5 protein-coding genes are annotated in these 6,718 nt (G+C 60.7%); all 5 read left to right on the top strand.

The genetic code is table 11. The annotated features are described in order from the left end of the window. Positions 1-281 precede the first annotated feature (281 nt). Entirely contained in the window at positions 282-1,256 is a 975-nt protein-coding gene (locus tag AVO44_RS20410; RefSeq protein ID WP_068341313.1) for a helix-turn-helix domain-containing protein, read from the top strand. A 306-nt stretch (positions 1,257-1,562) separates the two neighbouring features. Further along, positions 1,563-4,160 carry an alpha/beta fold hydrolase gene (locus tag AVO44_RS20405; RefSeq protein ID WP_068341310.1) on the top strand — a complete coding sequence of 866 codons (2,598 nt, stop codon included), beginning with the start codon at positions 1,563-1,565 and terminating at the stop codon, positions 4,158-4,160. A gap of 17 nt (positions 4,161-4,177) precedes the next feature. Continuing rightward, positions 4,178-5,584 (top strand): SH3 domain-containing protein, encoded by a 1,407-nt coding sequence (locus tag AVO44_RS21665; RefSeq protein ID WP_082677607.1) that lies wholly within the window; start codon positions 4,178-4,180, stop codon positions 5,582-5,584. Then, on the top strand, positions 5,581-5,796 hold the full coding sequence (locus AVO44_RS20395; RefSeq protein ID WP_068341307.1) for a DUF3955 domain-containing protein: 216 nt from the start codon (positions 5,581-5,583) through the stop codon (positions 5,794-5,796). The genes AVO44_RS21665 and AVO44_RS20395 overlap by 4 nt, the downstream gene beginning before the upstream one ends. Positions 5,797-5,851: 55 nt before the next feature. Continuing rightward, entirely contained in the window at positions 5,852-6,157 is a 306-nt protein-coding gene (locus AVO44_RS20390; protein WP_068341304.1) for a hypothetical protein, read from the top strand. Positions 6,158-6,718 lie beyond the last annotated feature (561 nt).

The raw sequence follows: 6,718 nt of genomic DNA, 5'->3' as shown, positions 1-6,718 counted from the left end.
AGCCACAATCCCCATAGCACCGAAATCTGCCCGCGCTTTCCTCCTTGTCAGATTTATCGCCGCTGCAGCTCACGCTGACAGCAGCCACAAACCTTAGACAAAAGCGTCGTTCAACCTATGCAGCCAAATGGCTGCTTTGCGCGTATCGCTGCAGTTTCGGATGCGACTGTCCTCGACTTTGCGGTTCTGCGAGCTCACTGAGCAGCTGAACTGCGCATTGGAAAGCCCTTACACTCATTCTAGTCTCTTCGTGGAAAAGGTTTGGAACGGCTGATCAACGAATGACTGAAGTATCTACGCTGCACGTCACCCCGAACAACGTCGAAGACATGTCTCGCACCGTTTTGGCCGAGACCGGCGTTTATGGCTTCAAACTGCATCCGCAGGCCTCGCCTGAGGTAAAGATCAAGAGTTGCATCTTCCCGAACAGCCACATCGTGCTTCATGCATATACATCCACCGGGCATGAGTTTTCTGTTTCGCACCTTCCGTATTTCACGATCGATGCAATGCTTAAGGGAACGCTGGTCCGTGCTCTCGACAATGACGAGGGCTTGGTGGATGAGGGCAAAATGATCCTTGCACACCCGGGACATATTCGCGCGCAGCTCGTGGAGGACGCCACAACCCGTGAAACCCGCGGGATTTCGTGCTTCGTCGCACCTGAGGCGGCAGAGTGCATCATGTCAAGCAATGGCCTTAAGCTCACGAACCGGAAAGGACAGGTGGTCACGGACGACACAGTTGCAGCATCGAATGCCACAAGACGGTTACTTGAATATGCCCATGAAGAGTTTTTCGTTCGTGGATTGCCACATGTCACGCCCGGACGCGCGCGTCTTTTTGAGGCCCTTTTGTCGGACCACCTTGCCGAACTGTTCGAATGCCATGGCTATGCGGAACCGCAACAGCGCAGCGTGCCGGACAGCGTAAAGCTCGTGCTTGAATTCGAGGAAATTGCAAAATCACGGTTTGCCGAGCAGGTCAGTGTCGGTGAGTTGGCTCAGGGAGCCGAGATCAATCTGCGCACGCTTCAAAGGGCATTCAAAAGGCATCGCGGGATCAGCCCATCTCTGTATTTGTCCACGCTTCGGTTGGAGGCGGCGCGGATGCGGCTGCTATCCGCCAGCGCGACCGACACCGTGACGGAGATCGCCTTTATCAGCGGCATCGCGCATCTGGGCAGGTTTTCTGCGAAATACCGCGCCGCTTATGGTGAAGCGCCTCAGGAAACACTGAACCGGTCACGACGCTGACAGCGCTAGGATTATCCGGGGCGTCCAAGATGTCGCACGCCATGCGCCTGAACTGACGCAAGCCGGATAGTCCCGCGACGCTTGCCGGATAGCCAGCGTCCTAAACATCCGTAATCCTTGACTTCGGGGTCGCGGAAGAAAATCCCTTGTGTCCTTGTTCGGTCTGCGCGTTGCCGCGCGGCGTCTTAGTTATCCGCCTTTCGTGTCCCCAACCGAAACACGGTCTGTGCCATTTGTCTCATCGACAACCGCGCGATCGCGATCCTGGCGCCGTGGCCTGTGAGCAAAGAAAAGGGTAGAGAAATCATGGACTTCAGAGAAATCATTACGGTGCTTGCTGCGTTGTCCGGCGAACCTGTCGACCCGAGCGACCATTTCGGTGCTGTCGCGACCGGAGGGCATAACCCGGAGGCGCCCGTTGCCTTGGCACCCTGCCCGCAACCTGTGGGCATCAGCGAGATTGAAGGCGAAACGATCGTCTGCGGCACGGTCAGTGTGCCGGAAAACCACGATGATCCGGTCGACCGGAGGGTCGATCTACTATTCACATTCATGAAGTCTCACTCCCAAGTCCCGGAAGCAGACCCGTTCCTATATCTTCACGGTGGCCCTGGGTCGGGCAACATGAACGGGCTTCAGGGCTTTGCGGGCGTCTTCGACGGCATCCGCCAGACCCGTGATGTCATCATGTTCGATCAGCGCGCCGCCGGCCTGTCGACGGGTGATGCCGAGTGTTCCGTTACCGTCAACTCGCTCGTGGATGAGGCCGTTGTCGGTCTGAGCGAGTCGCTCGTGATCGGATGCGCGCAGGAATTGCAGGAGAGCGAGGACATCAAGCTCCAGCACTACAACACCTTACAGAACGCGCGTGATGTGCCGCTGGTTATGTCGACGCTGGGGTATGACACCTACAACCTCCTCGGCATCTCATACGGCTCGAAGCTGGCCCTTGAGGTCATGCGCAGCGCACCTGAAGGCTTGCGATCCGTCGTCATCGATGGGGTGGCGCCGCCCTGGATCGCGCTCTACGACACGGGTGCAGTCCCGCTCAACGACTCGATCGTCCGGCTGGTCGAGGATTGCGCCGCTGACAGCGCCTGCGACGCGGCCTATCCGAACCTCGGCGATGTGCTGAACACCGCGCTCGAAGCGGCTGAGGCAGGCGACCTTATCCACAACCGGAGCGGCACGGCCATCTCGCCGCAAGCCATCCTCAACATGTTCCCGGAACGGGCGGACGGGACCAAGATCAGTCTGCCGAGCCTGACGCCTTACATGCCCGCGATGATCTACGAATGGGCGCGTCTTGTCGACGACCCGGACGCGGCCACCCCGACGCTCGATTTCGTGGGAGAGAACCGCTACCGGCTTCCGAGCGATCCCGTGAATGACCTGAGGGTCAAGGCGCAGGTGTCTGATCCGGAGGCTGAAACGCTCCTTGAACTGGCAATCTCAGAAGCCACACGGATCCGCGAAACAGATCATGAGCTCGATCTGACGATCCGCGGGTTCCGGGAGGCGATCCAGCGGGAGCGTGAGTTCACACCGCTGGCAGCTTTGCTGGATCGAGAGCTCACCCGCGCCAGCGGTGTGATCTTCGGCGACTCGGCCCTTGCCGTCTCGCTCGCACGCGATTTCGCCGTTCTTGTGGACGGGGACAGAAGCCGGGCGTCCTTGTCAGAATTCGTTGCCGGACATTATGACGGGGCGGCGGCAGAGCGCCTGCAAGCTCTGGTGGCCGCCATGAGCGATGCGGAAGTGTCAAGCTTCTTCGAGGCCAGCAGCAAGTCGCTGGACACGACTGTCTATGGGTTTGTGAGCCTGTTCGACCTCTACATCTACGCCTGCCAGGAGGACGTGCCTTTCAACACTATGGAAGGCTACCGGGAGGTGAATGCCAGCCTCGAATTCCCGCTCTCCAGCGCGAACTGGGATGGGGCGGTCGGTTTGATGCTTGATAACGTTTGCCCGCTCTTCGAACAGCACCCGCGCGAGAACTGGCAGGAGGTCGTGGAAAGCGACATCCCGACACTGTCGCTGGGTGGAACCTGGGATCAGCAGACGTCGTTCAACTGGGCGGTCGAGGCGACGCGAGGCCTGAGCAATGCGCAGGCTTTCATCATTCCCGAGGCAGGACATGGTGCGATCATCTACTCCCGTTGCGCACGCGACATGATGGAGAGTTTCGTCAACGATCCCTCGCGCAAGTTCGCACCGGAGACCTGCACCGAAGGTGTGACCCCTCCCTTCATCATCGCAGACTGGGTGCAGGAAGCTGCAGCCACGGCCGAGGAGGCCTCCGCACCCGCCGCCACAGCGGGAGACAGTGAACCGACGGCGGACACGGAAGTCGCCGGCCTTTCGCCGTCTTTCGATTGCGACGCGGCAACCTCGAGCGCGGAAAAACTGATCTGCACCGATGCCGACTTGGCCATGTTGGACCTACGGCTGGCAGACCGCTTTGCTGCCGCTGTTGACGCAGCTGAAGGGCTCGACGTAGGGGCCGACGAAGCCGCGGCCACGCTCCGCGCTTATCAACGCGGCTGGCTCTCCGGCCGGGACGAGTGCTGGAAAGCCAACGACCTGCGGATGTGTGTTGCGGACGCTTATCTGCGCCGCGAGGGCCAGCTTGTGGCGGAATGGTTCCTCGAAGAGCCGACAGAGGTGGTCAGCTACGCCTGCGATGGCAATCCGGCAAACGAGGTGACGGCCTACTACTTCGCGACGGAACGTCCGAGCGCCCGGCTTGAATACGGCGACAGCGTCGATACGGCGACCGTCATCCCCTCGGACAGCGGCACGCGCTACGAGGGCACCTTTGGTCACAGTCTGACCCTCGATGGCGATACCGTAACGCTGGTTTGGTCCGACGGGACCCCGATGACCTGCGTGCCCGCCAGCTAACCCGACCGGAGAGCGATATGAAACTGTTCAAGACCATCACACTCATCGCCGCCTTGGCCATGGCCACCGGCGCAAGCGCCCAACTCCGAACCGAGGAGGTGCGCTTCGCCTCCGGCACCAGTGGCGCGACGATACCCGGCCGGATCGTGGGCAGTGAGGAGGTTCGCTACGAGCTCGGCGCAAGCGCGGGGCAATCCATGCGCGTCGACCTCGCGACGTCAAACTCCTCGGCCTATTTCAACATTTTCGCGCCGGGCGACGTGCCCGGCCAAAGCGAAGCCCTGTTCGTCGGCCCGGTTAGCGGTACGAGCTATGCCGGGATTCTGCCCGAGAGCGGAACCTATACCATCCAGGTCTTCCTCAATCGAAATGCCGCAAGACGGGGCGAGCAGGCGGACTACCGACTTACGGTCAGCATTGGCGGGGCGGCCGCGCCCGCAACCGATTATGCCGACAGTCTGGCAGGTGGCCCGGACTGGTGGGCGGTCACGGGTGTCTCCGGACGGCTCAATGTCCGTTCCGGTCCCTCCACTTCGAACAGCGTCGTCACGACGGTTCCGCGCGGTTTCGTGCTGCGCAACATGGGATGCACGGATGCCAATGGCCGCTGGTGCCGCGTCGAAGCGCCAGACGGACGCTTCATCGGCTGGGTGGCGGGGCGGTTTCTCGCTGAATCCGGTGGTCCCGTCGCGACGTCGCAGCAACCAACTTCCGATTTTGCCAATGGTCTGAGCGGTGGCCCGGACTGGTGGGCCGTGACCGGCGTGTCACGCGGCGACACGTTGAACGTGCGCTCCGGCCCGTCGACCTCGAACCGCGTCGTGGCCCGCGTACCGAACGGGTATGTGATGCGGAACCTCGGCTGCGTGCAACGCTCGCAGCGCTGGTGCGAAGTGGAAGCGCCAGATGGCGGTTTCGAGGGCTGGGTTGCCGGACGGTTCTTGCGCGAGTCAAGCCGGCCATCGAGTGCCAATGTCGCCCCCGCCAACTCGAACACGCGGCCCGGTCGCCCACAAGGTGCTGTCCCGACCCTGTTTCAGCGCGATACGGGCGAATTCGAAGTTGCGTGGAGCAGCGGGTGCCAGGTGCTGTTCAGCCCGACCGGGCGGGAAATCACGGCAGGCAGCACCTGCTCTGGCGACCAGCGCGCACGCTCGCGCGATGCTGTCGAGCGGTATCGTCGCGAACAGGGTCAGAGCCCTGCATCGTCCGGTGCAGTTCCCACACCTGTTGGCGGGATGCAGGCCTATTGCCTCGGCGCAGCTGCCGGACATTTCCAGACAGCGGTGCCGCTTCTGGAAACCGACCGGCCTTTGAACCTCGGCAATCAGTACGTTGTGACGGGCCGATTCAAGAACAATCCGGTGCGGGCTTTCCGGTGTCAGTTTGATCGACGTGGCGTATTCCAAGGAGTTTATCAATGAGCGCAAGACGGGCGGCAATCTCAGCATGGATTGCCGCTGCACTCGGAGGCGCCAGCCTTGCCGCTGAAAGGCGATTCTATGGCGATGTCGGCGAAGACGGAGTTTTGCGGGAAAGCTTCCTGCTACCGCTTGGCGTCGGCCTGATCGGCATAGGAGCCATCGCGTTTATTGTGGCCGTCGTCCTGCTGTTCCGAGAGCGCTCGAAAGAGTAACGGCAATGCCTAAACGAGAGTTCACCCCAATAAAGTCAATCGAAGGAAGACTATCATGAAACGAACACCCACACTGTTTGCCTGTTGTGCACTTGCGGTTGTTGCAGGCTGTATGGAGACGACAACATCTGAACCCAAGACGGTATCTGCTCCAGCTTCCGGCCCGGGTGAGTTGGCAGGATTCGTAGGCGCCCGAGCCGGACAGGCGGAATTGGGCTTGCAAAATCGAGGCTACAGCCTTGTTCGCAGCCAAGGGCTCACCAGTTTCTGGCTGAAGAACGACGGTTCGCAATGTGCCGCGATTACAACATCGGATGGACGCTATTCCGACATCGCCATGGTGCCAGCCGACGTCTGCTAGCGGTACTCCCTCCATGCACCGAGAGAACAAACCTAGGCGGTGCCCCGAAGATGTCCGGCACAGTCCCAATGGCGACCGCCATGCGCGACCTGGCGGACCTCAGCCCCCGTTAGGCTGCGCAACAATGGGATTGCTCAACACAGAAATCCAAGTCGAGTGGCCCGCTTTGGGGAGCTCGAGCTCAGCGCGTGGTCCATTTCCGAACACCCGCATTGGCCCGCCATCTGGGAAATAAGTGCCGGTGTTTGGCGCATCACTGCCATTCATGCAAAGCGCAGCATTGGTCACAGTTGGGCTCGAAGCCGTCGGTCAGCCCAGATTGAACAGACGACAGCTTCCGAAGGCCGATTGGCCGCGCATCGGGCCAAGCCTGTGAAAACGCCAGATCATCCATAGTCTTGCAAAGTCCGCTTTCGAGACAGCCTCCAAACTGACCCCGCTGCATCGCCACAAGTCCGCTTCGAGCCGAGGGTGTGTGGAAACTCGCGTAATTTCTCCTTGCTGAAGGTTTTCTGCCGTCTACGTCGGCCAGCCTCGGTTTATGGGCGACATTGGCGCCCT

This window comes from Ruegeria profundi, from assembly GCF_001507545.1.
Lineage (GTDB): Bacteria > Pseudomonadota > Alphaproteobacteria > Rhodobacterales > Rhodobacteraceae > Ruegeria > Ruegeria profundi.
This window is presented reverse-complemented; position numbering and strand designations above follow the sequence as displayed.

Coding starts and splice junctions, on each gene's coding strand:
- AVO44_RS20410 (WP_068341313.1), top strand. CDS start 282: ATGACTGAAGTATCTACGCTGCACGTCACCCCGAACAACGTCGAAGAC.
- AVO44_RS20405 (WP_068341310.1), top strand. CDS start 1,563: ATGGACTTCAGAGAAATCATTACGGTGCTTGCTGCGTTGTCCGGCGAA.
- AVO44_RS21665 (WP_082677607.1), top strand. CDS start 4,178: ATGAAACTGTTCAAGACCATCACACTCATCGCCGCCTTGGCCATGGCC.
- AVO44_RS20395 (WP_068341307.1), top strand. CDS start 5,581: ATGAGCGCAAGACGGGCGGCAATCTCAGCATGGATTGCCGCTGCACTC.
- AVO44_RS20390 (WP_068341304.1), top strand. CDS start 5,852: ATGAAACGAACACCCACACTGTTTGCCTGTTGTGCACTTGCGGTTGTT.